The organism is Geodermatophilus sp. SYSU D00697 (assembly GCF_054050175.1).
On sequence record NZ_JBJGYV010000001.1, the window covers coordinates 1 to 24,224 of the forward strand.

Below are 24,224 nucleotides of genomic sequence, written 5' to 3' on the forward strand. Positions count from 1 at the left end.
GATCGTCGCCAGCCGGTCGATGGCGGCCATCCGCTCCTCGGCCAGCCGGTCGGCCGCCACCGCCGGGGAGACGCCCTGCTCCTCCGCCGCCCGGAAGACCCGCAGCGCGACGTCGAAGATCCCGGCGGCCTCGGCCTCGGCGCGGACGGAGGAGGACCCGTGCAACTGGTGCTTCACCTGCTGGTCGCGCACAGCGAGCTCCGGGCGCCGGGGCGAGCTGCCAGGTCATGTCGGTGTAGGGGCGCTGACGGTGGTGACCGCCTCCGCTGCGTCGGACCCCGGGCCTGTTCCGAGAAGACTCGTGGTCATCGACTGCTCGGGGCGCCGCTCCAGGATCCGACCGAACGGTTCGGGGGAGACGGCCCCACTGGCCACTGTTCAACCAGCGGAACCTCGGCCGCCGGAGGGAACGGCGCCTGCCCCGGTGACCTGCCTCACACAGTAGCCCCGGGTGCTGCGGTGCACAGGACTCCACCGCCGCTCGGACGCTGAAGCGGGACCCGGACAGCCTCGGGTCAGCATGTCGGCGTTCGCGCGGAGTCTCCCGACCTGTGCCGGCAGTGCCGGAGGCGGCTTCGCTCGCCGTGCCGGATCAGCGGTCGAGGGGGCCCTTGAGCAGGGAGGAGACGCGCTGGCGAGTGACGCCGAACAGCCGGGCGATCACGTCCATGGTCAGACCCTCACCGTGGAGCGCGCGGGCCTCGGCGCGTCGCCAGCGACTCCCCGCGTCGGCGAGCTGGGACAGGGTGTCGCTGATCAGTTCCACGATCAGCGGGCGCGGCTCAGTCGGCACGATCTCCCGATAGGAGGCGCCGGCTGCTCGCTGGTCCCGGATGTAGGCCGCGCGCTCGAGGATCTGCTCGCCATTGGTGATCATCTGGCGCGCGGTGGCGCACACCTCGTCCAGCGCCGTCATCGCCGGATCCTCCGAGGGGTCTGGCCGCCGCACTGTGTCTCCTGTCGGTTGGAGGCCACGCCGCTGCTCGGTGCTCGCACCCCAGGATAGTTGGCGCGCAAGGTCCGTTGCAGCAAGGACCATTGCCGCAATGGCCAGTGCCGCAAGGCCCGTTGCTGTCCGGGGGGTCACGTGCCACCGTCGGCTTGTCGTCAGTGGGAGCGGGGGCCTCGGAGGTGTCCGATGGTCGATCTCGCCCAGGTCATGTGCGACCTCGCCGCCCAGCTGCGCACCGGGCGGCATCCGCCGGTGCAGACGACGCTGGAGGCGATCACCGCCGCCGCCGTGGAGGCCGTGCCCGGCGCCGAGGACGCCGGCATCAGCTTCGTGGTCGGCCGCTCCAGGATCGAGGCCCAGGCGCCCACCGGGGAGCGACCCAGGGCCCTGGACAGGCTGCAGGACCAACTCGGGCAGGGCCCGTGCTACTCGGCGATCCGCGAGCACGAGACGGTGCACGCCCCGGACGTGGCCACCGAGGACCGCTGGCCCCGCTTCGCCGCCGTCGCGAGCGAGGGTGGGGTGGGCAGCATGTTGACCGTGCGGCTTCACGACACCGCGGATGCGACGCTCGGCGCGCTGAATCTCTACGCCAGCACCCCGAACGCCTTCGACGCCGACTCCGAGGCCATCGCACGGATCTTCGCCGTTCATGCCGCGCTCGCGTTGGCCGCCGCCGAACGCGAGGAGCACCTGGAGGCGGCGCTGCGCAGCCGCGACCGGATCGGTCAGGCCAAGGGCATCCTCATGGAGCGGTACAAGCTCACACCCGAGCGGGCCTTCGCCGTGCTCGCAAGCATCTCCTCGGCCACCAACCGCAAGCTCAGGGACATCGCCGACGAGATCACCACCACCGGCGCCATCCCCACGGACCCACGCGATCGCCCAGTCCACCGCCGGAGCGGGCAGCATCCTGACACCGCACTCACCGCCCTCGACCGGCCCCCACAGCCACGCGGGTGACCGTCCAGTCCGGGACTGGAGATCGCTGCCGTCCGGCCTGACGGCGATGGCGCTCGGGTCACCTGTCCCCATGGGTCCGAGCCTGTGACGTGACCCTGAGGGTCAGCGTCACCACGCTGTTCTCCGGTGGAGGTCGACCGCGAGTGGAGCGGCGTGAGCGTCCGCGGAACGTCCGTGTCGAGGCGCCCGCTCACCAGTCACGCGACAGTCGGATGGCCCGGAGCCGGCCGACGTCGGCCATCCGCTCCTCGGCCAGCCGGTCGGCCGCCACCGCCGGGGAGACGCCCTGCTCCTCCGCCGCCCGGAAGACCCGCAGCGCGACGTCGAAGATCCCGGCGGCCTTGGCCTCGGCGCGGGCGAAGGAGAACCCGTGGCGCTCGTCCTCGACCTGGATCACCCCGCCGGCGTTCACCAGGTAGTCGGGGGCGTAGAGGATGCCGCGGCGCACCAGTTGCTCGGCGATCCCGTCGTGCGCCAGCTGGTTGTTGGCCCCGCCGCACACGATCTCGGCCTCCAGCACCGACACCGTCTCGTCGTCGAGGGCGCCGCCCAGGGCGCAGGGGGCGTAGACGTCGGCGGAGGTGCGGACCAGCGTCGCGGTGTCGGCGACCGCGTCCACCCCGGGGTGGCGGGCGAGCACCCGCTCCACCGCCCGCGCGTCGACGTCGGTCACGACCACGTCGGCGCCGTCCTCGACGAGCCGGTCGACCAGCCAGCTGCCGACCTTGCCGACACCCGCGACGGCCACGGTGCGTCCCGCGAGGGAGGGCTTGCCCCAGCGGTGCTGGGCGGCGGCCCGCATGCCCTGGAACACGCCGTAGGCGGTGAGCACCGAGGAGTCGCCACAGCCGCCGTGGGCCTCCGACCGGCCGTGCGCGTACCGGGTCTCCCGGGCCACCACGTCGAGGTCGGCGTTGTAGGTGCCGACGTCGCACGCGGTCAGGTACCGGCCGCCGAGGGACTCGACGAACCGGCCGTAGGCGCGCAGCAGGGCCTCGGTCTTGTCCCGGTGCGGGTCGCCGATGATGACCGCCTTGCCGCCGCCGAGGTCCAGGCCGGCCAGGCTGTTCTTGTAGGCCATGGCCTTGGACAGGGCCAGCGCGTCGGCCACGGCGGCCTCCTCGCTGGGGTAGGGGTAGAACCGCGTGCCGCCCAGCGCGGGCCCCAGCGCCGTCGAGTAGATCGCGATGACCGCCCGCAGCCCCGAGCCCGGGTCGGAGCAGAAGACGACCTGTTCGTGACCGGAGCCGAGAACGTCCACGGTGGCGAGCGTAGAACGCCGGCGTCCGCCCGACCGGGGTCCCGGAGGTGGGCTCACGCCGCGCGCGCCCGGGGAGCCGGGCATGATCCTGGGGCGACACCCGCACGGCGACCGGAGGACGACGGACCCATGGCTGCACCCAAGCGACTGCTGGCGTTCGTGGTGGCCGCGCCGCTGGTGCTCTCCGCCTGCACGACCGGGGGCGGGGGCGACGACGGCGGCAGCGGCGGCGGGACCGGAGGCGGAGGCGGAGGCGACCTGTCCTTCGCGGTGGTCACCCACGGGTCGGCGGGCGACGCCTTCTGGGACGTCGTGCAGAACGGCGCCGAGGCCGCGGGGGAGGACCTCGGGGTGTCGGTGGACTACCAGAGCGACGGTGACCCGCAGCGCCAGTCGCAGCTCATCGACGCCGCGGTCAACCAGGACGTCGACGGGATCGTGGTCTCGATGGCCAACCCGGACGCGCTGCAGGACTCCGTCGAGGCCGCCGTCGCGGCGGGCATCCCGGTGGTGACCATCAACTCCGGCGGGGACCGCTCGGCCGAGTTCGGCGCCATCGGCCACGTCGGGCAGGACGAGGCGATCGCCGGGCAGGGGGCCGGCCAGCGGCTGGCCGCCGACGGGCGGCGCAACGTGCTGTGCGTCGTGCACGAGGCCGGCAACATCGGGCTCGAGCAGCGCTGCGCGGGCGCGGCGGAGGGGCTGGGTGCGCCGCTGACCCCGCTGCAGGTGGACATCAACGACCTGCAGACGGCGCAGTCGACGATCACCTCCCAGCTGCAGAGCGACCCGAGCATCGACGGCGTCCTCGCGCTGAACTCGGCCGTCGCCGCGGTGGCCGTGGCCGCCGTCTCGGACGCCGGTTCGCAGGCGCAGGTCGCCACCTTCGACCTCAACCAGGACGTCATCAGCGGCATCCAGGCCGGCGAGGTCTCCTTCGCCGTCGACCAGCAGCAGTACGAGCAGGGCTACCTGCCGATCGTGATGCTCAAGCTCTACGCGGAGAACCTGAACACCGTCGGGGGTGGGCAGCCGGTCCTGACCGGGCCGGCCATCGTCGACGAGTCCAACGTCGACGCGATCGCCGACCTGGCCACGGCCGGCACGCGCTGAGCGCCGCCACGGCGCCCGCCCAGCGGGCCGACGAGCGCGTCGCCGCCGTCGGCCCGCTGCGCCGGCTGCTGGTCAAGCCCGAGCTCGGTGCCCTCATCGGCGCCGTCTTCGTGTTCGCGTTCTTCGCGGTGCAGTCGCCGGTGTTCCGGTCCCCCGGCGGGGTGGCCAACTGGCTGGACCCGGCCTCGACGCTGGGCATCATGGCCGTCGCCGTCGCGCTGCTCATGATCGGCGGGCACTTCGACCTGTCGGCCGGCGTGATGACCGGGACCACCGCGCTGACCGTCGGCATCGTCGCCACCGAGCTCGGCCAGCACATCTGGGTGGCGATCGCCGTCGCGCTGGTGCTGGCCCTGGCCGTCGGGTTCCTCAACGGCTGGCTGGTCACCCGCACCGGCCTGCCCAGCTTCATCATCACGCTGGGCACCTTCCTCATGCTCCAGGGCCTCAACCTGGGCCTGACCAAGCTGTTCACCGGCACGGTGACCGCCGGCGGCATCGCCGGCGCTCCCGGCTACGGCAGCGCCGAGTGGGTCTTCGCCTCCCGGATGCAGATCGCCGGGGTGGAGTTCCGGGTGGCGATCCTGTGGTGGGTGCTGTTCACGGCGCTGGCCACGTGGGTGCTGCTGCGCACCCGGTTCGGCAACTGGGTGTTCGCCACCGGGGGCGACGACGTGGCGGCGCGCAACGTCGGCGTCCCGGCCCGGCGGACGACGATCACGCTGTTCATGACCACCGCGGGGGCCGCCTGGTTCGTCGGCACCACCACCGCGATCCGGCTCACCTCGGTGCAGGCCAACACCGGCATCGGCCAGGAGCTGATCTACATCGTCGCCGCCGTCATCGGCGGCTGCCTGCTCACCGGCGGCTTCGGCTCGGCGGTCGGCGCTTCGCTGGGGGCGCTCATCTTCGGCATGACCCAGCTCGGCATCGTCTACCTGCGCTGGGACGCCGACTGGTTCTACTTCTTCCTCGGGGTGATGCTGCTGCTCGCCGTCCTGGCCAACCGGCTGGTCCGCCGCTACGCCGAGGCGGCGCGGCGGTGACCGGGACGGGGGTGGGTGAGGGGCCAGCACTGCTGGAGCTGCGGGACGTCGGCAAGGACTTCGGCTCGGTCATCGCCCTGGACGGCGTGAGCACCACCGTCCGCGCCGGCGAGGTGACCTGCGTGCTCGGCGACAACGGCGCCGGCAAGTCCACGCTGATCAAGATCCTGGCCGGGGTGCACCGGCCCGACCGGGGGGAGGTGCGCCTCGACGGACGGCCGGTGTCGTTCGCCGCGCCGCGCGACGCCCTCGACGCGGGGATCGCCACCGTCTACCAGGACCTGGCGATGATCCCGCTGATGGCCATCTGGCGGAACTTCTTCCTGGGCGCCGAGCCGACGAGGGGCTGGGGCCCGTTCCGCCGCTTCGACTCCGCGCGCGCCAAGGAGGTCACCCGGCGGGAGCTGCTCGCGATGGGGATCGACATCCGCGACCCGGACCAGCCGGTCGGCACGCTCTCCGGCGGTGAGCGACAGTCGGTCGCCATCGCCCGGGCGGTCCACTTCGGGGCCCGGGTGCTCATCCTCGACGAGCCGACGTCGGCCCTCGGCGTGAAGCAGGCGGGCATCGTCCTGCGCTACATCGCGCAGGCGCGCGACCGCGGGGTCGGCGTGGTCTTCATCACCCACAACCCCCACCACGCGTACCCGGTGGGCGACCGCTTCCTCCTCCTGGGCCGGGGGCACAGCCTCGGCGACTACGCGAGAGGCGAGGTCAGCGTCGAGGAGATCACCCGGATGATGGCCGGCGGCGCGGAGCTCGAGGAGCTGACGACCCAGCTGGAGCGGGCGGACCCGCAGAAAGGTCGCGGCTAGCCCTCAAGGTCACCCCGACGGGTGACGAGAACAAGAGGGACAGGAGAGGAACCGGTGCTCCGCGAGCACGGTGTGACGACTGTGCCGCGTGTTGCCTTTGTCGTCGCCTGCGGCGCTGCGACGCTGCCCCGGTTCCTCCGCACCCCTCTTCCCCAGGGAGCGCCAGTGCTGCACAGCCGTCCTCGCCGGTGCGCGACCGGGGCGCCGGCGCACCGCCCGCGGGTGCGGGCCGGTGCCGTGCGGGTGCTGCTGGCCGGTGCGGTGGCCGGCGCGGTGCTGCTGGGCGGCGCCGGCCCTGCCGCAGCCGCGCCCGAGCCGCCGCCCAACCCCACCGACGCCGAGCTCGGCGCCGCGCAGTCCGAGCAGGACGCCGCCGCCGCCGAGGTGGGCCGCATCGCCGGGCTGGTCGCCGAGGCCGAGGCGGAGCTGGAGCGCTACGCGGTCCAGGCCGAGGCCGCCGGTGCCGCCTACCTCGCCGCGGAGGAGGCCCTGACCCAGGCCCAGGAGGAGGCCGAGCGCACGGCAGCGGCGCTGCAGGAGGCCGCGGACGCCGTCGCCGCGGCCGAGTCCCGCATCGCCGGCTTCTCCCGCGACAGCTACATGAGCGGCAGCACGCTCTCCGGTGCGGCGGTCCTGCTCGACGCCGACGGCCCGGCCGAGCTGATCGAGCGGGCCGCGATGCTCGACTACGTCTCGGAGAACCAGCTCGACGTCCTCGGCCAGCTCGAGGTCGCGAAGGTGCGGCAGGCCAACGCCGACTCCGAGGCCCGCGCCGCGCGCGACCGGATGGCCGAGCTCGAGGAGGTCGCCGCCGCCGCCAAGGCCACCGCCGACGACCAGCTGGCCGCCCAGCAGAACGCCTACGCCCAGGTCTCCGCGCAGAAGGCCGAGTACGACCGGCAGCTGCAGGCCGCCCAGATCCGCCTCCTTGAGCTGCAGGGAGCCCGGGACGCCTACCAGCAGTGGCAGGCCCAGAAGGCGGCCGAGGAGGCCGCCGCGGCCGACGCCGCCCGCCGTGCCGAGCAGGAGGCCGCCGCGCAGGCCGCCGAGGCGCGCCAGCAGGCCAGCAGCTCCTCCGGGGGCGGGGGCTCCTCGGGCGGCTCGGGCCCGTACGTGAAGCCGACGTCCGGCCGCACTTCGAGCTGCTTCGGCTGGCGCTGGGGCGCCCTGCACGGCGGCGTGGACATGGCCGCGCCCATCGGCACCCCGGTCTACGCGGCCCACTCCGGCGTCGTGCAGCGCGCCGGCACCGCGACCGGCTTCGGCTACGCGGTCTACATCCGCGGGGACGACGGCGCGGTCACCGTCTACGGCCACGTCAACCGCTACTTCGTCAGCGCCGGCGAGCGCGTGGTCGCCGGTGAGGAGATCGCCGAGGTCGGCAACCGCGGCCAGTCCACCGGCCCGCACCTGCACTTCGAGGTCCACCCCAGCGGCGCCATGTACGGCAGCCAGGTCGACCCGGTGCCGTGGATGCGCGCCCGCGGGGTCTCGATCAGCGGCTGCTGACCGGCCGCTCCGTCCTCGGGACGGGGTCCTCGCTCAGCTGGCCGGCGCGGGGGTGACCGTGGACCCGCCGAGGCCGCAGGTGGCCTCCACGTAGCCCGCGACGCTGGCCTGCGCGGGGGCCAGCTGCTGGGCCACCTGCGCCTCGGCCGCGGTGAACTGCTGCTGGCCCTCGGGCGTGGACAGGTCGAGGGACGCGGCGGTGTCCTGCAGCGAGCGCAGCCCGTCGGCCACGGCCTGCCAGTCGCCGGCGATCTCCGCCGGTGGCTGCACGGCGTCGAACCCGGCGACGACGTCGGGCAGCAGGCCGGGGACCTGGTCCGGGGTCACGCCCTGGAGCGCCGCGGCGACCTGGGCGAACACCGACTCCACCCGGTCGCAGAACTCCGCGGCGGCGGGGTCGGGCGTCGCGGTCCCGCTGGGCCCCGGCTCGGCGGGGGCGCTGGTCGAGCCCGACGCGGCCGGGCTCGACGGGGCGGCCGGCTCGTCGTCCCCGGAGCTCCCGCAGGCGGTGAGCAGGACGAGGGTCGCGGCCGTCGCGACGGCCGAGCGGAACAGGGCGGCGGGGGGACGCATGGCCGGAACGCTAGCCGCCGGTCGCGCCGGGCCGGGCGGGCACGGCTAGCGTGCCGGGCGTGCACACCCCGGCCGACCCGCGTGCGACGTGGGACCTCCCGGCGCCGGGCGCCATGCCGCGCACGGCGGAGCTCGAGCCGCTCGTCACCCGCGTGCTGGCGCCCAACCCCTCGCCGATGACCCTCGACGGCACCAACACCTACCTGGTGGGCGCACCCGGCAGCGGGCAGGCCGTCCTCGTCGACCCCGGCCCCGACGACCCGGCGCACCTGGCCGCGGTCGAGGCGGCGCTGGCGGCGCGGGACGCCCGCTGCGTCGCCGTCCTCGTCACCCACCACCACGGCGACCACGCCGAGGCCGCGCTGCCGTGGGGGGAGCGCTTCGGCGCGCAGGTGGCGGCCGCCGACGCCCGCGTCGCCGGGCCCTCGGGGCGGGTCCTGACGCCCGGGGAGCAGCTGCCGCTGGCCGGGACGACGGTCGCCGTCGTCCCCACCCCGGGGCACACCGGCGACCACCTGGCGTTCCGGCTGGACTCAGGGGCGGTGCTCGTCGGCGACCACGTGCTCGGCCGCGGCACGTCGGTGGTGACCCACCCGGAGGGCGACGTCCTGGCCTACCTGGAGTCGCTGCGGCGGGTGCACGACCTGGGCCCGAGCGCGCTGTACTGCGGCCACGGGCCGGAGTTGACCGAGGACCCGGGCGCGGTGCTCGACTTCTACCTCGCCCACCGCAGGTTCCGGGAGGGCCAGCTGCTCGCCGCGATGGTGCGCGGCGCCGGGACGGTGGACGAGCTCGTGGCCGACGTCTACGCCGAGGTGCCCCGGGAGGTGTGGCCGGCCGCCGCGCAGTCGACCCGGGCGACGCTGGCCAAGCTCGCCGCCGAGGGCCACGTGGCGGTCGACGGCGACCGGGTGCGGTTGCCGTGAGCGCCGTGCCGCTGGTGACCGCCGCCGACAGCGAGCGCGACCAGCGGCGGGCGGCGGCGGCGCTGCGGGCCGCGGGGCTGCGGGCCGGTGACCGGCTGCTCGTCTCGGCGGCGTCCTCGCCGGCGCTGCTCGCGGTGGTGCTCGGGGCGCTGCGCACCGGCGTCGTCCCCGTCGTCCTCGACCCCGCCCTGCCCCCGTCCGAGCGGGCCGCGCTCGCCGAGGACGCCGACCCCGCCCTCGACGTCGGCAGCGACCCTGCGCGGCTGATGACCGGCAGTGGGGAGGCCGAGCTCGCCGAGGTCCCGCTGGCCCGGCCCATGCACTACACGTCGGGCACCACCGGCCGGCGCAAGGGCGTGTGGTCGGGGGTGCTGGCCGAGGACGACGCCCGCGCGCTGGCCGGCGAGGAGATCGACCTGTGGGGCTTCGGGCCGGGCGACCGGCACCTGGTGCTCTCCCCGCTGCACCACTCCGCGCCGCTGCGCTTCGCCGTCTCCACGCTGCTGGCCGGCGGTCAGGTGCTGCTGCCCGGCCCCTTCGACGCCGCCCGGGCCGCGCGGGTCATCAGCACGCTGCGGCCGACGACGACGTTCTGCGTGCCGACCCACCTGCAGCGGCTGACCGCGCGCGACGACGTGGACTGGTCGTCGTTCCGGCGGCTGGTGCACGCCGGGGCGCCCTGCCCCGAGCCGCTCAAGAGGGCGGTCCTGGCGGCGCTGCCCGAGGGCAGCGTGTGGGAGTTCTACGGCTCCACCGAGGCGCAGTTCACGGTCTGCTCACCGGAGGACTGGCTGGCCGCCCCGGGCAGCGTCGGCCGGGCGCGGCCGGGGCGGGCGCTGGAGACCGACGAGCGCGGCCAGCTGTGGTGCGCGGTGCCGCGGTGGGCGCGGTTCGAGTACTGGCGCGCGCCGGACAAGACCGCCGCGGCCTGGCGGGGGGACCGGGTCACCGTCGGCGACCTGGGCCGGGTCGACGGCGACGGCACCGTGTGGCTCGACGGCCGCCGCGAGGACCTGGTGATCTCCGGCGGGGTGAACGTCTACCCGGCCGAGGTGGAGGCGGTCCTCGACGCCCACCCCGGAGTGGTGGAGAGCGCCGTGGTCGGGGTGCCCGACGAGCAGTGGGGGCAGCGGGTCGTGGCCGCGTACGTGGGCAGCGCCGATCCCGCGGAGCTCGCCGGCTGGGCCCGCGAGCGGCTCGCCCCGGCCAAGCGGCCCAAGAGCCTGCACCGGGTGGCCGAGCTGCCCCGGACCTCCACCGGCAAGGTGCGCCGGCTGGACCTGCCGGGGGTCCTGGGGCTGTGACCCCGCCCGACGACAGCCGAGGGAGCATCGCAGCGAGCGCCGGCGAGCGAGGAGCGGATCGAGGCGCGGAGTCGGGCCCATGATGCCGCCGGAGTGGGACGTCGTGGTCGTGGGCGCGGGGACGTCGGGCGCGCCGCTGGCCGCCCGGCTGGCCGACGCCGGGCGGCGGGTGCTGGTGCTCGAGGCCGGCGCCGACCACGCCCGGCCCGAGGACTTCCCGCCGGAGCTGCGCGACGCCGCGACCATGGGCGCCGCGGTGCCCGGGCACCCGGCGAACTGGGACCTGACCGGGATCCTCACCGAGGACGTCACGTTCCCCGTGCCCCGCGGCCGGGTCGTGGGTGGGTCCAGCGCGCTCAACGGCGGCTACTTCATCCGCGGCACGCGGACCGACTTCGACGGCTGGGCGGCCGCCGGCAACGACCTGTGGTCCGCCGACGCCGTCCTGCCCGCGTTCGTGCGGCTGGAGGACGACCGCGACTGCGGCGACCGCCCCGGGCACGGCCGCGGCGGGCCGGTGCCGGTGCGCCGGCCCGCCGGCGGGCACCCGCTGGCCGACGCCTTCGCGGGCGCCGCCGCGGACCTCGGCTTCCCCGCCGAGCCGGACAAGAACGGCGACGGCCCGCCCGGCTACGGCCCGGTGCCGCTCAACGTCGACCGCGGCGTGCGGATCAACACGGCCATGGCGTACCTGTCCCCGCGGCGGGGGCACCCGGGGCTCGCCGTCCGCGGAGGTGTGCACGTGCGGCGGGTGCTGGTCGAGCGCGGCCGCGCGGTCGGCGTGGCCACCGAGGACGGGGTGGTCCGGGCCGGGGAGGTGGTGCTGAGCGCCGGTGCCGTCGGCTCACCGCAGCTGCTGATGCTCTCCGGCATCGGACCGGCCGACGCGCTGCGGGCGCTGGGCATCGACGTGGTGGCCGACGTCCCGGGCGTGGGCGCGGACTCCACCGACCACCCCGACCTGTACGTCACCTACCGGCCCGCCCGCCGGCTGCCCATGCCGCGCGGCCTGCACCCGCTGCACGGCGTCCTCCACACGACCGCCGACGGGTCGGCCACCGCGGGGGACCTCGAGGTGCTCCCGTGGCTCACGCCGTTCAGCCGGGTGATGGTCAGCCGCACCGCCACGGGGGTCGCCGGCGCGCTGCGCCGTCCGCGGGCCACCCTGCGCGCGCTGCGCGGGGCGTCCCTGCACCGGCTGGTCGACACCGCCCGCCGCCGGGACGACCTGTTCGTCGGGGTGGGGCTGCAGGCCGAGGACAGCCGCGGCCGGCTGTCGCTGACCTCGGCCGACCCGCACGTCCAGCCGCGGGTCGAGTACCGGTACCTGAGCGAGGAGTCCGACCGCCGGCGGATGCGGCAGGCGGTGCGGCTGGCGGCCGAGCTGCTGCGCACACCGTCCCTGGCGCCGCTGGTCGCCGAGCGGACCGGCCTGCCCGACGACGTCCTGGCCGACGACCGCGCGCTGGACCGATGGGTCCGCCGGCACCTGGCCACCGCGGTGCACCTGGCCGGGACGGCGCGGATGGGGCCCGAGGCCGACCCGGGCGCGGTGGTCGACCAGCACCTGCGGGTCCGCGGGGTCGAGGGGCTGCGGGTCGTCGACACCTCGGTCATGCCGCGGGTGACCTCGCGCGGGCCGGCCGCGACCGCGGTGATGCTCGGCGAGCGTGCTGCGGAGCTGATGACCGGCGCGTGACCCGGCCCCCCGTCTCAGGCCGGCGGGGGCGGGGGCGGCGGCCCCAGCGGGATGCCCGGCGGCGGGAAGAGGGCGGGCGGCTGGGCGGACAGGATCGGCAGCATCGCGGCGTGCCAGACCGGCGCCGCCAGACCGCCGCCGAACCCGCCGACGTCCTGGTTCTGCTTCGGGTTGAGCAGCATGACGCTGGCCGCGTACTGCGGGGTGTAGCCGACGAAGGCGACCGAGAAGCGGTCCTGGCTGGTGCCGGTCTTGGCGGCCACCTGGTGACCGGGGATGGCGGCGCGGGTGCCGGTGCCGATGGGCAGCGCGGTGTCGCCGACCAGGATCTGGTTCAGCGTGGTCGCGACCGCCGGGGGCACGGCCTCGGGGGTGCAGGAGTCGCCGGTGGGCACCGGCGACCCGTCGTCCCGGGTGAGGGGCTGCCCGTCCCGGTCCAGGATCTCGGTGACCGGAGTGGGGTCGCACTGGGTGCCGTTCGCGCCCAGCGTGGAGTAGGCGCTGGCCAGCGCGAGTGGGCTGGTCGCCTCGGCACCGAGGGTGAAGGAGCCGCGCTCCCTGGCGATGATCTCGTCGGCCACCGGGTCCAGCGAGAACAGCCCCATCCGCTGGGCCATCCGCACCGGCCCCTCCACGCTCCCCAGCTGGTCCTGGAGGGCGACGAAGTAGGTGTTGGAGGAGCGGATCAGCGCCTCGGTCATGCTCAGGGTCGGGGGGAAGTTGGGGCTGGCGTTCTCGACCACGTACGGCGCCTGGTTGTTGCGGTACACGCTGGACACGTACGGGTTGCTCGTCGTGATGACGTGGGACGGCGGGAACCCGCGCTCCAGGGCCGCGGCGGCGACGAACACCTTGTAGGTGGAGCCCGCGCCCTGGCTGGCGGCCACGCTGAGGTTCACCGACTCCTGTGCGGGGTCGTTCGCGTCGTAGCCGAAGACCCGGTTGACGCTCATCGCCTGCACGTGCCCGGTGCCCGGCTCGACCGCGGTGAAGATCGCGGCGATCGGGTCGCCCATGGGCTTGGCGGCCAGCACCGAGGCGTCCCCGGACCGCTGGATGTCCGGCCGCAGCGTGGTGCGGATGGTCAGCCCGCCGTCCTCCAGCCGCTCCTGGGAGATGCCGAGGGTCTCGGTCAGGTGGCGCTGCAGGAAGTCGCAGAAGAACCCGCCGACGACCGCGTCGACGCAGCCGTTGGGCGGGGCGGGGGCGGGCTTGGTCTCCACCGGCTGGGCGGACACGTCGGCGAGCTCCTGGCCGCTGATGTGCCCGAGGTCGTGCATGCGCTCGAGCACCTGGTTGCGCCGCTCCCGGCCCTGCTCCGGGTCGGCCAGCGGGCTGTCGGTCGCGGGGTTCTGCACGAGCCCGGCCAGCATGGCCGCCTGCGGCAGGGTCAGGTCGGCGGCGTCCACCCCGAAGTAGGCCTGGGCCGCGGCCTGGATGCCGTAGGCGCCCTCGCCGAAGTAGACGATGTTCAGGTAGCGGTTGAGGATCTCCTGCTTGTCATAGGTCTCCTCCAAGGCCAGCGCCAGCCGGGCCTCGCGCAGCTTGCGGCCCACCGTCTGCTCGGTGGCCGCCTGCCGGTCCTCGGGGGTGACCGCGGCCTGCAGCAGGGTCTGCTTGACCAGCTGCTGGGTGATGGTCGACCCGCCCTCCTGCACCGAGCCGGCGGTGGCGTTGCGGACCAGGGCGCGCAGCGTCCCCTCGACGTCGATGCCGTTGTGCTCGTGGAAACGCGAGTCCTCGATGTCGACCAGCGCCTGCTCCATGACGTCGGCGACCTGGTCGGGCCCGACCGGCGTGCGGTTGTTCCGGTAGAAGTACGTGACCACCGAGCCGTCCGCGGCCAGGACGACGGTGTTGCCCGGGGGTGTGGCGTCGGTCAGCTCGACCGGCAGGGGGGCCAGCAGGTTCGCCGAGGAGCTCGCGGCCATCCCCGGTCCGACCACCCACGGCAGCAGGACGGCGGCCACCAGGGCCCCGGTCAGTGGCAGGACGAGGAGCAGCAGGCCGAGGGCCCGCAGCCGCGGGTGGGGGCGTGCACCGACCGACCTCTGCATGTGTGACCTCGCCGTCGGCGACCCACCCGGAGTGAGCGGGTCGACGCGGTCCGATCATCGCGCACGGCGGCGTTCCGAAGAAGTCGATCAGGTGCGGGGCCGGAGCGTCCCGGCGGCGCGCTGCCCGCAGCCGCCGGGACGCCGGGTCGAGGGGCCCGTCAGCGAGCGGTGGGGATCTCCGACGTGGGTGCCGACCAGGCGTCGGGGTGGCGGCGCCCGGTGTCGGCGACCCAGCCGGGTGCGCCGCTCCCGGAGGGGACGCTGCGCCGGGCGGCGGGCCGGCCGCTCAGGCCGACGATGAGGGCCAGCAGGGCGACGAGCCCCACGAGGACACCGCCGATCACCAGGAGCGTCGTGAGCATGTACTGAACGTAGGCGCCGGACCGGTCCGGCCCACACGGCGAATGACCACGGACATCCGGCCCGGATTGCACAGGATGTGCCGGTTGACGACGCGCGAGCACGCCGTCCGTCGATGGATGCGCGGAGTCCGCGGTCCGCGGGTAGGGGCAGGGGCGATGACGTCGACTGGAGGACGCGTGCCCGACCTGCCCCTTCTCGCCGGCCGCGCGGTCGCGGTCCCCCTCGCTGTCCTCGCCCGGCTGCGGACGGGCAAGCCCATGCACCCCCGTGGCGTGGTCGTCGACGCCGTCCTCGAGCGGTCCGGCGGCCCGGCCGGCTGGGGGGTGCCCTGGCTGGCGGCCCGAGCCGAGGACCAGGTGCTGGTGCGGTTGTCCCGGGGCGCCGGGCTGCCCGCCCCGCTGCCGGACCTGCTGGGCCTCGCCGTGCGGGTACCGGCTGCCGGGGGGCCGGTGGACCTGTTGCTGTCGAGCACCGGCCGCGGCCGGCTGACGCGGCGGGTGACCGTGCCCCGGCGGGACGCCGCGACGGTCTACTCCTCGATCATGGGCTACCGCTCCGACGCCGGGACCGTGCTGCTGGCGGCGCTGCCGGAGCCGGGCACCGGGCCGCTGCCGTCGGACCCGGACCCGCTGGCGGCGGCCGTCGCGGTCCGCCGTCCGGCGTTCACCCTGGTGGCCGCGCGGGGGAGCGGGGACTGGCGGCCCTTCGGCCGGTTGCGGCTGCTGGACCCGGTCGACGAGTTCGACCCGGACCTGCGCTTCGACGCCGTCCGCCACCCGCCGCCGGGGCTGGTCCCGGACGGGCCGATGGCGCGGTTCCGCGCCCCGGCGTACGCGGCGGCGCAGGAGGCGCGTGGCCGGTCGTAGGGTCCGGGCGGTGACGGCGGCTCGTGCGGGCTCTCCCGCGCTCCGGGTCCACCTGCGCCGCGCGCGGGACCACGTCGACCGGCACTTCGCCGAGGACCTCGACCTGGAGCGGATCGCGCGGGTGGCCGGGGTCTCGAAGTACCACTTCGTCCGCTCCTTCGAGGCCGCCTACGGCGAGACGCCGATCCGGTACCTCACCCGCCGCCGGATCGAGCGCGCCCAGGACCTGCTGCGGTCGGCCAACCTGACGGTGACCGAGGTCTGCACGGCCGTCGGCTTCGCCAGCCTCGGCTCGTTCTCCTCCCGCTTCCGGCGGCTGGTGGGGGAGTCGCCGGTGGCCTACCGCGACCGGTGGGCCGCGCGGGGCGGAGCGCACGTCCCCGGCTGCCACCTGTTCATGCGCGGCGTCGTCGACCTCGGCGGGACGACCGGCACCGAGCAATCCGGGAGAAGCCAGCGGGGCGATCGGTCCGTACGGTCGACGCCATGATCACCAACATCTCGCTGGTCACGGTCTACTGCCTGGACCAGAGCGCGGCCCGCGACTTCTACGTCGACGTCCTCGGCTTCGAGCCGCGCACCGACATCACGATGGGCGAGGGCTTCCGGTGGGTGACCATCGCGCACCCCAGCCAACCCGAGCTCGAGGTGACCCTGATGACGCCGGGTCCGCCCCTGGACGACGCTGCCGCGGACTTCGTGCGGGGGCAGCTCGAGAAGGGGTCGATGGGCGGGCTCGGGCTCGCCGTCGACGACTGCCGGAAGACCTTCGAGGAGCTGTCGGCGAAGGGCGTGACCTTCCTGCAGGAGCCGGCCGAGCGGCCCTACGGCGTCGAGGCGGTCATGCGGGACGACTCGGGCAACTGGCTGGTGCTGGTCGAGCGGCGGGAGTTCACACCCGCCGACTTCGGCTGAGGAGGACCCCTCCCCGCGACCACGGAGGAGGCGGCGTCCCGGCCTCAGCCGAGTGCCGCCAGGCCCTCGTCGAGCGCCGTCCAGGGGTCGGTGGCCGCCCCGGCGGCCCGCAGCCGGCGGTCCTCCGCGGGCCCGAGGACGGCGCGGATCCCCTCGTCCAGCCGCTCGGCCAGTGGTCGCAGCGGCGGCCAGACGGCCACCCCGAGCTCGGTCCGGACCGCCTCGGCCGCCCCGGACAGCCGGGCGGCCCGGCCGGCGTCCCCGCGGGCGAGCGCCAGGGCGGAGAGCCCGTCGAGGCAGTAGGCCAGCCCCTCCAGGTCACGCAGCTGCCGGTGCAGGGCGGCGGCCTCGGCCAGGAGCGTCCGGGCCTCGCCCGCGTCGCCGGCGAGCAGCGCGTCGAGCGCGAGCTGGTCGGCCAGGGTGGCGGCGAGGTGCTCGTCGCCCAGCGAGCGGGCCAGGTCCAGGGCCTCGCGGTGGATCCGCGCGGCCTCCGCCGGCTTCTCGGCGAGCACCGCGACCGCCCCGCGGAACACCTGGGCGAAGGCCACCGACCAGGTGTCCCCGCTGGCCCGCAGCGCGTCCACGGCGGCGTCCAGGGTCGGTGCCAGGCCCGGGTCTCCCGCTGGCAGGGTCATGGCCAAGCCGTTGAGCCCGTGTCCGAGCAGCCAGGGGTCCTTCCTCGCGCGTGCATCGGCCACCAGGCGCTGCAGCAGCGGCCGGGCCTCGGCGGTCCGGCCCAGCGCCACCCGGGTGGCGCCCCGGGCCCAGAGCAGCTGGCCGGCGAGCTCGGGCGGCAGCCGCGCCGCGGAGGGCAGCTCGGCGGTGCGCTCGGCGAGGTCGGCCATGGTGGCGAGCAGGCCGCGGGCCCACCACCAGCGGGCCAGCGGAGCGGCGAGCCGGACGGCGAGCTCGGCGCGGTCGGTGGTGACCGCCCAGCGCAGCGCCGCCTGCATGTCGGCGGCCTCCGCCTCCAGCCGGGCCAGCCACGCCCCGCGCTCGGGGCCGGCGAGCCCGGGACCGGCGGCGGCGCTCACCCCGGCCAGGTGCTCGGCCAGCCGGAGCCGGGTGGCCTCCTCCTCGCCGCGCTCGCGCAGCCGCTCGGCGGCGAAGGCCCGCACCAGCGTCAGCATGCGGAAACGGGGCTCCCCGGCGCCGGTGTCGCTGGAGCTCACCAGGCTGTGGGCCACCAGCGACGAGAGCGCCTCGAGGACGTCGAGGTCGTCGTCCGCGGCGCCGACGGCCTCGGCGGTGTCGATCGTCCAGCCGCCGGCGCAGACCGACAGCCGGGCCAACAGGGCCCGCTCGGGCTCACGGAGCAGGTCATGGCTCCAGGCGATGGTGTCCCGCAGCGTGCGCTGCCGGCCGGGGGCGTCGACGTCGGGACCCCGCAGGTCCAGCGCCCGTCCCAGCCGCCGGAGGAGCGCCGCCGGCGGCAGGGTGCGCACCCGCGCGGCGGCCAGCTCCACCGCCAGCGGCAACCCGTCGAGCCGGCGGACGACCTCGGCGACCGCCGAGGCCGTCGCGTCGGTCACCGCGAAGGAGGGGTCGGCCCGCCGCGCCCGGGCCACGAACAGCTCGACCGCCGGGGCCGCTCCCACGCGGTCCGCGCGGGTCTCGCCGGGCTCCGGGACGGCCAGGGGGGTGAGCGGGACGTCGTGCTCCCCGCGCAGCCCGAGCACCGAGCGGCTGGTCACCAGCAGCTGGGTGTTGGGGCAGCGGGCGAGCAGCGCGGCGGCGGAGGGTGCCGCGCGGAGCACCTGCTCGGCGTTGTCGACCACGAGCAGCGCGTGCAGCCCGGCCAGCCGCTCGGCCACCAGGTCCAGCAGCGGACGACGGCCCTCGGCGGTCACCCCGAGCGTGGCGGCGACCGCGACGGGCACCTCGGCGGGGTCGCGCAGCGGGGCGAGGTCGATCCACCAGACGCCGTCCCGCCGCGGCACCAGCTGCTCGGCCACGGCGAGGGCGAGCCGGGTCTTGCCGGTCCCCCCGGGCCCGGTCAGGGTCACCAGGCGCACCGCGGGGTCGGCGAGCAGGCCGGTGACCAGGTCCTGCTCGGCTCCCCGGTCCACCATCGGCGTCGCGGGGGTCGGCAGCCAGCCGGCGGACAGCCCGGGCGGGGGTGCGGCGGGCGCGCCGAACCGCTCGCTGAGCAGGACGGCGAGGTCGTCGGCCACCAGCTCGCCGAGCTGCACGGGGTCGTCGTAGAAGACGGTGGACGCCCCGCCCCCGGCCTGGATGCGGGTGATCAGCTCGGTCAGCCGTGGGTCCCGGCCGGGGGCGGTGCGGCGGACGTAGATCAGCCGCGGCTTGCCGGCGGAGAGCTGGAACTCGTCCTCCAGGCCCGAGACGGCCATCCCCGGCGCGATCCAGCCGTAGCGCTCGCCGTAGACCCCGACGAAGACGTCGCTCTGCGCCAGGTAGGCGCGGTAGAGGTCGCGTGGCGGGTGGGGGCGGGCGCCGAGCTCGAAGAGCACCGGGGTGAGCCGCATCGCGGTGATGGCCTCGCGGACGGCGCGCCGTTCGGCGGCGAGCTCCTCCATGGTGGAGGAGACGAACACCTTGAGCCGCCGGTCGGGGGTCGCGATCGCGGGAGGGGCGCCGTCGGTCGCCGGTTCCGGTCCGGCCACGGCCACCTCCCGGACGGGCGCCGCCGGGGCGCCGCAGGTGCGGCCCCGTGCCCGGAGTCTAGGGAGGCCCCGGGTGCCCGGAAAGGCCGTGACAGTGCAGGACGACCGGTGGTTCGATGCCCCTGTCCGACAGCCCGCGCACGGGGACCGAGGCGCACGGAGGTCCGGTGGACGCCTCTGCCACCCACGCCGCACCACCCGCCGCACCGCCCCGCCGGCTGCTGCCGGGGATGCGGGTGCTCCTGGCCGCCTTCGCCGTGCTCACGGCCCTGGCGGTGGGCGCGCTCTACGTCCTGGCCGACCAGACCGACCGGACGTTCGCCTGGACCATCCAGCCACCCCTGACCGCCGCCTTCCTCGGCGCGGGCTACGCCGCCGGGTGCGTGCTGGTCGTGCTGTCGCTGCGCGACGGCGTGTGGGCGCGCACCCGGGTGCCGCTGCTGACGATCCTCGTGTTCGTCGTGGCCACCCTGGCCGCGACGCTGCTGCACCTCGACCGGTTCCACCTCGCCGCGGAGTTCGCGGGCCTGCCGTTCCTCGCGCGCGCGGCGGCCTGGTTCTGGCTCGGCGTCTACGTCGTCGTCCCGCTGGCGATGCTGGCGCTGCTGGCGCCGCAGGAGCGGGCGCCGGGGACCGACCCGCCGGCGCGCTCCCCCGTGCCGCGGCTGCTGCGCGGGTTGCTGGGGGTGGAGTCGGCGGCGTTGACGGTCGTGGGGGCGGCGCTGTTCGTGGCGCCGGCGACGGCGGGCGCCCTCTGGCCGTGGCCGCTGACCCCGCTGACCGGCCGCGTGGTGGCCGCCTGGCTGGTCGCCTTCGGCCTGGCGACGGCGCTGGCCGCGGTCGCGGGGGACCTGGAACGGCTGCGGACGGCGGCGATCGCCTACACCGTCTTCGGCGTCCTCGTGGCGGTGGCGGTGGTGCGGTTCCCCGGCACCGTCCGGTGGGACCAGCCCGCGGCCTGGGTCTTCACCCTCCTGGTGGTCGCGGTGGTCGGCACGGGCGCCGCGGGCTGGCGGCTGGCGCCGCGACCGGGATCGGGGCCGGCGTGATCGAGCAGTACCCGGGGGCGCTCGTCGTCGTCTGCCGGGACGAGAAGCCGCGGCTGGCCACGGTCCGCGAGCTCAAGCGGCGCTACGGGGGCGACTACGTGGTGATCGCCTGCGTCTCCGCCGACGAGGTGCCGGTCGCCCTGGCGGCGTGGGGCGACCCACCGGTGGCCGCGCTCCTCGGCGGCCTGGGCACGGAGGACCCGGACGGGCTCGCGGTGCTGCGGTCGCTGCACGCCCGGCACCCCGGCGCGCTGGCCGTGGCGCTGATCCGGTGGGGGGCCTGGGAGACCGCGCGCCCGATCTTCGAGGCGCTGACCCTCGGCCAGCTCGACCGGTGGGTCTACGCGCCCGAGGAGCAGGTCGACGAGGAGTTCCACTGCGCCATCACCGAGGTGCTCGACGAGTGGGCGAACCGCCACAACGGCGGCCGGGAGGCGGTGCGGATGATCGGGGACCGGTGGTCCCCGCGTGCCCAGCACCTGCGCGACCAGCTCACCCGCAACCGCATCCCGACCGGGTTCTACGAGGCCGACAGCCCCGAGGGGCGCGACCTCCTGGCCGGCCTGGAGCTGGACGAGCCGCGGCTGCCGGTGCTCGTGCTGCGCTTCCAGCCGGAGCGGACGGTGCTCCAGGACCCGACCGACCTGCAGCTGGCCGAGGCCTTCGGGCTGTTCCAGCCGCTGGACCCCGAGGTCGTCTGGGACGTGGTCGTCGTGGGGGCGGGCCCCGCGGGCCTGGGCGCCAGCGTGTACGCCGCGTCCGAGGGCCTGTCCACGCTGGTGCTGGAGGCCGAGGCGGTCGGCGGGCAGGCGGGGACCAGCTCGCTGATCCGCAACTACCCCGGCTTCCCGACCGGCATCAGCGGCAACCGGCTCGCGTTCAGCTCCTACCAGCAGGCCTGGGCCTTCGGCAGCACCTTCCACTTCATGCGGTTCGCACAGGGGCTGCGGACCCGGGACGGGCTGCACGTGCTCGACCTCAGCGACGGGACGTCGGTGCACGCGAAGACGGTCATCCTGGCCCTGGGCGCGAGCTGGCGGCGGATCGGCGTCCCGGACCTGGAGGCGCTGGTCGGGCGGGGCGTCTTCTACGGCGCGGCGGTGAGCGAGGCGCCGGCGATGCGGGGCCGGCACGTCTTCGTCGTCGGTGGGGGCAACTCGGCCGGGCAGGCGGCGGTGTACCTGTCCCGCTTCGCCGACCGGGTGACGGTGCTGGTCCGGCGGTCGGGGCTGGCCGAGACGATGTCGGACTACCTGATCCGTGAGCTGGAGGCGTTGCCGAACGTCGACATCCGGCCCCGGGTGCAGGTCGTGGGCGGCACCGGCACCGAGTTCCTCGAGTCCTTCGTCGTCCAGGACCTCGACTCCGGGGCGGAGACGGTCGAGAGCGGCGTGCTGTTCCTGCTCATCGGCAGCGAGCCGCGCACCGACTGGCTGGCCGGCACGCTGGCCCGGGACCGCTGGGGCTTCCTGCTCACCGGTCCCGCGCTGCGCGCCTCGGACGCGGCCCTCTTCGAGCCGCTGGAGCGTCCGCCGGCGCTGCTGGAGACCAGCACCCCGGGCGTCTTCGCCGCGGGTGACGTCCGCTCGGGGTCGGTGAAGCGGGTCGCCTCGGCGGTGGGGGAGGGCGCCCTGGCGATCACGCACGTGCACACGCACCTGGCCTCCCTGCGGGTGCCCGCGGCGCGCTGAGCCCGCGCGGCTCTCCTGACTCCTTCGGGTGTACCCGCGCACCGAGGGTGATGTCACAGGTTCGTCGCCCCGATCATGGGTAGCCGAACCGGATCAGAGTCCCGACCACCCGCCCCTGCCGTCGCAGTGCGCGGCCGCAAGAGGAGCAGCACGTCGTGAGCGCCGAGCAGAGGCACGGGATCCGGGTGGTGACCGTTCCCCACACCGACGCCTACGTCGACGCCGTCCTCCCCTCCGGGACCGTGCGCGTGGGGCCGGCGCACGACCCGAGCCCGTGGCTGGACCCGGCCTACCTGGCGGCCCACGCCGCCGAGGTCGACGTCGTCCACGTGCACGGCGGCTTCGGTCACCTGCCCGAGGACGAGATGGTCAGCTGGACCGAGACGCTGCGCCGCAGCGGGGTGCCGCTGGTCGCCACGGTGCACCAGCTGCGCGACCCCGCGCAGGCCTCCCCGCGGCGGCACGACGCCCACCTGGCGGCGCTGCTGGCGACGGCGGAGGTGGTGCTCACCCTCACCCCGGGCGCCGCGGACGAGATCGCCGAGCGGTACGGCCGGACGGCGATCGTCGTGGCGCACCCCTCCGTGGCGACCCCGGTCCCGGGGCTGGGCGCCGAGCGCGGCCTGGTGGGGCTGCCGCTGCGCTGCTACGGGCCCGCGCTGCCCGACCCTGCCGGGATGGTGCGCGCGGCGCTGTCGGGGGCGGTCAACGGGGGCGGGCGGCTGCGGGTGTTCCTCGACGACGGCGTCGAGCCGCCACCGGTGCCCGCGGCCGGTGACACCCTGGAGTACCTGCCGCGGAAGGCCGAGGCCTGGGTGGCCCAGCTCCAGGAGCTGCACGCGGTCGTGCTCCCCGAGCGCTGCGGCACGCACTCGACGGACCTGGAGGTCTGCCGGGACGTCGGCACCCGCGTGATCGCGCCCAGCTGCGGCTGGTTCGCCGACCAGTGGTCCGACGTGGTCACCTACGGCAACGACGAGGAGCAGGGCTTCGACCCGGTGTCGCTGGACGCGGCCGTCGCGGCGGCGCTGACCCGGCCGGCGCCGCGACCGGCCGACCGGGCCTGGCGGGCCGAGCAGCGGGCCGCCGTCCAGGAGGTGCACGCCCAGGTGTACGCGCAGGTGGTCGGCGACCGCGGCCGTCAGAGCGGCCGCTTGAACCCCACGTGGGAGGCGACGAACCCGAGCCGCTCGTAGAAGCGGTGCGCGTCCGCGCGGACGGCGTCCGTGGTGAGCTGCAGGAGGCCGCAGCCGCGCCGGCGCCCCTCCTCGACCACCCACCCGAAGAGCGCGGCGCCCACCCCGGCGCCGCGGCGGTCGGCGCGGACGCGCACCCCCTCGACCTGCAGACGGGTCGTGCCGCCGCGGGAGAGGCCCGGCAGGACGGTCAGCTGAGCGGTGCCGACGACGTCGGGCCCGTCGGTGACGGCGACCAGCAGGTGCGCGGGATCGGCGTCCACGGCGGCGAAGGCCTGCCGGTAGGGGGCGAGGTCGGGAGCCTCGCGGTCGCGGCCGAGCGGGTCGTCGGTGAGGAGGGCGACCAGCGCCGGGACGTCGTCCGCGGTCGCCCGGCGGAGGCCGAGCGTGCGGGACCCCACGGGGACGGTGGTGGGGAGCGAGCTCACCGCGGCAGTCTGCCCGACCCTGGGGCGGGCTCGGCGCGGGGGGAAGTGGTGTGGGCAGGGGCGGGGTCGAACCGCCGACCTCTCGCTTTTCAGGCGAGCGCTCGTACCGACTGAGCTACCTGCCCCTCCCGGTGTCTCCACCGGAGAGCGACCCTGACGGGACTCGAACCCGCGACCTCCGCCGTGACAGGGCGGCGCGCTAACCAACTGCGCTACAGGGCCTTGCTCGTACTGCTGGTGGTGCGTGCCCCCAACGGGGTTCGAACCCGTGCTACCGCCTTGAAAGGGCGGCGTCCTGGACCGCTAGACGATGGGGGCTCGTGTTCGCCGGGGGCAGCGAGAACGATACATGCTCCTGCGGGCGGCTCTGACAGGGGGTGCCCCCGGCGGGTCACTCCTCCTGACCGGCCGGCCGGCGCGCGGGGCGCGGCCGGGGCGGTGTCGGTGCAGGTCACGCGCAGTGGGCCTGGCCCGCGTCCCCGGTCGCCACCCGCGGCGGCGCCCGTCCCGGCTCCTCCCGTGTGTGCCCAGCCTCACGCAGCCTGGGTCCCCGGTCGGCGTCATGCTGCACGATGCCGGCCCTGCCGCCGTCGGCGTGCACGGGAGTCCGCCGGTGCTGTCTGCCCAGGCCTGATGCTGGCCGACGGCGCTGCGGACCGGGGGCTCCCAGGCTCGGCTGGACTGGCCGCGGGCGCGGGCGCGGGCGCGGGCGATCGCGACCGAGCTGGACTGGAAGGCCCGCGCCACCGATCCGCGGATCGTGGCCGCGGTGGAGGCCGCGGTGCTGCCCCGCGCCGCGGAGCTGTCCATCCGCCGGCTCGAGGCGGTCGTGGCCGCGGAGCTGGCCGCCCGCGACGCCGCCGCGGCCGAG

At 75.8% G+C, this 24,224-nt stretch carries 21 protein-coding genes, 3 tRNA genes and 1 pseudogene; 14 read left to right on the forward strand and 11 right to left on the reverse strand.

The window, feature by feature from the left end; translation table 11 throughout:
- Nucleotides 1-192 (reverse strand): annotated as a pseudogene (locus ACI79C_RS00005) (valine dehydrogenase); the annotation flags it as partial.
- A 400-nt stretch (nt 193-592) separates the two neighbouring features.
- On the reverse strand, nt 593-916 hold the full coding sequence (locus tag ACI79C_RS00010; RefSeq protein WP_456943561.1) for a hypothetical protein: 324 nt from the start codon (nt 914-916) through the stop codon (nt 593-595).
- Nucleotides 917-1,138: 222 nt separating this feature from the next.
- Between ACI79C_RS00010 and ACI79C_RS00015 the strand changes: the two genes are divergently transcribed.
- Entirely contained in the window at nt 1,139-1,915 is a 777-nt protein-coding gene (locus ACI79C_RS00015) for a GAF and ANTAR domain-containing protein (RefSeq protein WP_456943562.1), read from the forward strand.
- Nucleotides 1,916-2,105: 190 nt separating this feature from the next.
- Here ACI79C_RS00015 and ACI79C_RS00020 read toward each other — a convergent pair whose 3' ends face one another.
- A complete protein-coding gene (locus tag ACI79C_RS00020; protein WP_456943563.1) occupies nt 2,106-3,176 on the reverse strand; it encodes a Glu/Leu/Phe/Val family dehydrogenase in 1,071 nt (356 codons plus the stop codon).
- A 129-nt stretch (nt 3,177-3,305) separates the two neighbouring features.
- Between ACI79C_RS00020 and ACI79C_RS00025 the strand changes: the two genes are divergently transcribed.
- The 4 genes from ACI79C_RS00025 to ACI79C_RS00040 all read left to right on the forward strand — a co-directional run bounded on the left by ACI79C_RS00025 (nt 3,306) and on the right by ACI79C_RS00040 (nt 7,659).
- The gene (locus ACI79C_RS00025; RefSeq protein WP_456943564.1) at nt 3,306-4,289 is read left to right on the forward strand and encodes a sugar ABC transporter substrate-binding protein; all 984 of its coding nucleotides are present in this window, start codon (nt 3,306-3,308) and stop codon (nt 4,287-4,289) included.
- 110 nt (nt 4,290-4,399) lie between these two features.
- Nucleotides 4,400-5,335, forward strand: a complete 936-nt coding sequence (locus tag ACI79C_RS00030) for an ABC transporter permease (RefSeq protein ID WP_456943565.1) — start codon at nt 4,400-4,402, stop codon at nt 5,333-5,335.
- Between the two features lie 11 nt (nt 5,336-5,346).
- The gene (locus ACI79C_RS00035; protein WP_456943566.1) at nt 5,347-6,150 is read left to right on the forward strand and encodes an ATP-binding cassette domain-containing protein; all 804 of its coding nucleotides are present in this window, start codon (nt 5,347-5,349) and stop codon (nt 6,148-6,150) included.
- Between the two features lie 222 nt (nt 6,151-6,372).
- Nucleotides 6,373-7,659 (forward strand): M23 family metallopeptidase, encoded by a 1,287-nt coding sequence (locus ACI79C_RS00040; protein WP_456943567.1) that lies wholly within the window; start codon nt 6,373-6,375, stop codon nt 7,657-7,659.
- A gap of 33 nt (nt 7,660-7,692) precedes the next feature.
- Here the strand turns inward: ACI79C_RS00040 and ACI79C_RS00045 are convergent, their stop codons facing one another.
- Nucleotides 7,693-8,232, reverse strand: a complete 540-nt coding sequence (locus tag ACI79C_RS00045; protein WP_456943568.1) for a hypothetical protein — start codon at nt 8,230-8,232, stop codon at nt 7,693-7,695.
- 59 nt (nt 8,233-8,291) lie between these two features.
- On the opposite strand from ACI79C_RS00045, the gene ACI79C_RS00050 reads away from it, so the two are divergent.
- From ACI79C_RS00050 to ACI79C_RS00060, 3 genes are all read left to right on the forward strand, one after another.
- Complete coding sequence (locus ACI79C_RS00050; RefSeq protein WP_456943569.1) at nt 8,292-9,158, forward strand: MBL fold metallo-hydrolase; 867 nt, start codon at nt 8,292-8,294, stop codon at nt 9,156-9,158.
- Nucleotides 9,155-10,462 (forward strand): class I adenylate-forming enzyme family protein, encoded by a 1,308-nt coding sequence (locus tag ACI79C_RS00055; protein ID WP_456943570.1) that lies wholly within the window; start codon nt 9,155-9,157, stop codon nt 10,460-10,462. Before ACI79C_RS00050 ends, ACI79C_RS00055 begins: the two co-directional genes overlap by 4 nt.
- A gap of 79 nt (nt 10,463-10,541) precedes the next feature.
- A complete protein-coding gene (locus tag ACI79C_RS00060) occupies nt 10,542-12,161 on the forward strand; it encodes a GMC family oxidoreductase (RefSeq protein WP_456943571.1) in 1,620 nt (539 codons plus the stop codon).
- Nucleotides 12,162-12,175: 14 nt separating this feature from the next.
- Here ACI79C_RS00060 and ACI79C_RS00065 read toward each other — a convergent pair whose 3' ends face one another.
- Together ACI79C_RS00065 and ACI79C_RS00070 are read right to left on the reverse strand one after the other, a co-directional pair.
- Nucleotides 12,176-14,218 carry a transglycosylase domain-containing protein gene (locus ACI79C_RS00065; protein WP_456943572.1) on the reverse strand — a complete coding sequence of 681 codons (2,043 nt, stop codon included), beginning with the start codon at nt 14,216-14,218 and terminating at the stop codon, nt 12,176-12,178.
- Nucleotides 14,219-14,376: 158 nt separating this feature from the next.
- The gene (locus ACI79C_RS00070) at nt 14,377-14,580 is read right to left on the reverse strand and encodes a hypothetical protein (RefSeq protein WP_456943573.1); all 204 of its coding nucleotides are present in this window, start codon (nt 14,578-14,580) and stop codon (nt 14,377-14,379) included.
- 177 nt (nt 14,581-14,757) lie between these two features.
- Here ACI79C_RS00070 and ACI79C_RS00075 point away from each other — a divergent pair, with 177 nt between their 5' ends.
- The 3 genes from ACI79C_RS00075 to ACI79C_RS00085 are packed head-to-tail and all read left to right on the forward strand — an operon-like array spanning nt 14,758 to nt 16,362.
- Entirely contained in the window at nt 14,758-15,447 is a 690-nt protein-coding gene (locus ACI79C_RS00075; protein ID WP_456943574.1) for a phosphodiesterase, read from the forward strand.
- Between the two features lie 10 nt (nt 15,448-15,457).
- Complete coding sequence (locus ACI79C_RS00080) at nt 15,458-15,937, forward strand: helix-turn-helix domain-containing protein (protein ID WP_456943575.1); 480 nt, start codon at nt 15,458-15,460, stop codon at nt 15,935-15,937.
- A complete protein-coding gene (locus ACI79C_RS00085; RefSeq protein ID WP_456943576.1) occupies nt 15,934-16,362 on the forward strand; it encodes a VOC family protein in 429 nt (142 codons plus the stop codon). Before ACI79C_RS00080 ends, ACI79C_RS00085 begins: the two co-directional genes overlap by 4 nt.
- A 44-nt stretch (nt 16,363-16,406) precedes the next feature.
- On the opposite strand, the gene ACI79C_RS00090 is transcribed toward ACI79C_RS00085, so the two are convergent.
- On the reverse strand, nt 16,407-18,989 hold the full coding sequence (locus tag ACI79C_RS00090) for an ATP-binding protein (protein WP_456943577.1): 2,583 nt from the start codon (nt 18,987-18,989) through the stop codon (nt 16,407-16,409).
- A gap of 167 nt (nt 18,990-19,156) precedes the next feature.
- On the opposite strand from ACI79C_RS00090, the gene ACI79C_RS00095 reads away from it, so the two are divergent.
- The 3 genes from ACI79C_RS00095 to ACI79C_RS00105 all read left to right on the forward strand — a co-directional run bounded on the left by ACI79C_RS00095 (nt 19,157) and on the right by ACI79C_RS00105 (nt 22,925).
- On the forward strand, nt 19,157-20,038 hold the full coding sequence (locus ACI79C_RS00095; protein WP_456943578.1) for a hypothetical protein: 882 nt from the start codon (nt 19,157-19,159) through the stop codon (nt 20,036-20,038).
- Nucleotides 20,035-21,729 (forward strand): FAD-dependent oxidoreductase, encoded by a 1,695-nt coding sequence (locus tag ACI79C_RS00100; RefSeq protein ID WP_456943579.1) that lies wholly within the window; start codon nt 20,035-20,037, stop codon nt 21,727-21,729. Before ACI79C_RS00095 ends, ACI79C_RS00100 begins: the two co-directional genes overlap by 4 nt.
- Before the next feature lie 155 nt (nt 21,730-21,884).
- Nucleotides 21,885-22,925: a glycosyltransferase gene (locus ACI79C_RS00105; protein WP_456943580.1), complete on the forward strand. Its 1,041-nt coding sequence runs from the start codon at nt 21,885-21,887 to the stop codon at nt 22,923-22,925.
- On the opposite strand, the gene ACI79C_RS00110 is transcribed toward ACI79C_RS00105, so the two are convergent.
- The 4 genes from ACI79C_RS00110 to ACI79C_RS00125 all read right to left on the reverse strand — a co-directional run bounded on the left by ACI79C_RS00110 (nt 22,871) and on the right by ACI79C_RS00125 (nt 23,671).
- On the reverse strand, nt 22,871-23,353 hold the full coding sequence (locus ACI79C_RS00110; RefSeq protein ID WP_456943581.1) for an N-acetyltransferase family protein: 483 nt from the start codon (nt 23,351-23,353) through the stop codon (nt 22,871-22,873). The genes ACI79C_RS00105 and ACI79C_RS00110 overlap by 55 nt on opposite strands.
- Nucleotides 23,354-23,404: 51 nt before the next feature.
- A tRNA-Phe gene (locus tag ACI79C_RS00115) sits at nt 23,405-23,478 on the reverse strand.
- Nucleotides 23,479-23,501: 23 nt separating this feature from the next.
- Nucleotides 23,502-23,575 (reverse strand) — tRNA-Asp (locus ACI79C_RS00120).
- Nucleotides 23,576-23,598: 23 nt separating this feature from the next.
- Nucleotides 23,599-23,671: transfer RNA gene (locus ACI79C_RS00125), tRNA-Glu, on the reverse strand.
- Nucleotides 23,672-24,224 lie beyond the last annotated feature (553 nt).

Excerpts from the sequence above, each read along its gene's own strand:
- ACI79C_RS00010 (WP_456943561.1), bottom strand. The coding sequence starts at position 916 with ATGACGGCGCTGGACGAGGTGTGCGCCACCGCGCGCCAGATGATCACC.
- ACI79C_RS00015 (WP_456943562.1), top strand. The coding sequence starts at position 1,139 with ATGGTCGATCTCGCCCAGGTCATGTGCGACCTCGCCGCCCAGCTGCGC.
- ACI79C_RS00025 (WP_456943564.1), top strand. The coding sequence starts at position 3,306 with ATGGCTGCACCCAAGCGACTGCTGGCGTTCGTGGTGGCCGCGCCGCTG.
- ACI79C_RS00045 (WP_456943568.1), bottom strand. The coding sequence starts at position 8,232 with ATGCGTCCCCCCGCCGCCCTGTTCCGCTCGGCCGTCGCGACGGCCGCG.
- ACI79C_RS00060 (WP_456943571.1), top strand. The coding sequence starts at position 10,542 with ATGATGCCGCCGGAGTGGGACGTCGTGGTCGTGGGCGCGGGGACGTCG.
- ACI79C_RS00065 (WP_456943572.1), bottom strand. The coding sequence starts at position 14,218 with ATGCAGAGGTCGGTCGGTGCACGCCCCCACCCGCGGCTGCGGGCCCTC.
- ACI79C_RS00070 (WP_456943573.1), bottom strand. The coding sequence starts at position 14,580 with ATGCTCACGACGCTCCTGGTGATCGGCGGTGTCCTCGTGGGGCTCGTC.
- ACI79C_RS00085 (WP_456943576.1), top strand. The coding sequence starts at position 15,934 with ATGATCACCAACATCTCGCTGGTCACGGTCTACTGCCTGGACCAGAGC.